Raw genomic sequence first — 821 nt, 5'->3', positions numbered from 1 at the left:
ATTTTGAATTTGCAAGTATTGTAACAAAAACATTAGTATCACATTATAAAGGCTTATTATACAAGGATTACACTAATCAAGGTACAGAAACTGAATTAAAGGCTGTAGATTACCTCATTAAATTTCAAAAAGAAATAGAAAACTACAAACCCATAACAGACGAAGATTACAGTAAAGGCTATGACTTTTATAATCTTTCTTATACAATTTCTTCATATTTAAATCGCATAGCTCATAATGCTGATGAAAAATTTATCCAAAAAATAAAACCAAGATATAAAGCATTAAATTCTGAAAATAGTGACTATTTACTTTTCCTAAAAAAATTCATACCTAAAGATTATCTTAATGAATTCAGTAACTATTATAATAGTAATAAGCTAAACAACAATAAGGATATTATTGTAAGATTAGATAAAATGTATGAGGAAGAAAAGAGTAAAAAAGCATGGGATGTATATAAAAGTCAGATCGCTAATCAAGCCAACGAAGCTGCTTGGGTTGTTGTAGAACAAATAGAAAACAAAAAACTGATAAAAGAAGCTCTAAAATGGTCTAAGACATCTTTAGAGATAAAAGCTAACAACCCATATTATTTAGATACTTATGCCCAATTACTATATAAGGCTGGAGATAAAAAAATTGCAATAGAGAATCAAACCAAAGCTGTAGATATTATTACTAAAGATATCGACCTCTACAGCACATCTTTGTTAAAATCAACTAAAACAGTTCTTGAAAAAATGAAAACTGACACATACAAATAGGTTTTTAAATTAAAAACAAGGTTAAATTTGTTTCAAAAAACTAGCCCCTTGATT

At 27.2% G+C, this 821-nt stretch carries 1 pseudogene; it reads left to right on the top strand.

Going from position 1 to position 821, the window contains the following annotated elements:
* Window positions 1–767 (top strand): annotated as a pseudogene (locus TD29_RS18615) (hypothetical protein); the annotation flags it as partial.
* Between the last annotated feature and the right edge of the window lie 54 nt (window positions 768–821).

Source organism: Psychroserpens damuponensis, assembly GCF_000826655.1.
In the GTDB taxonomy this organism is placed as follows: Bacteria; Bacteroidota; Bacteroidia; order Flavobacteriales; family Flavobacteriaceae; genus Psychroserpens; species Psychroserpens damuponensis.
This window is presented reverse-complemented; position numbering and strand designations above follow the sequence as displayed.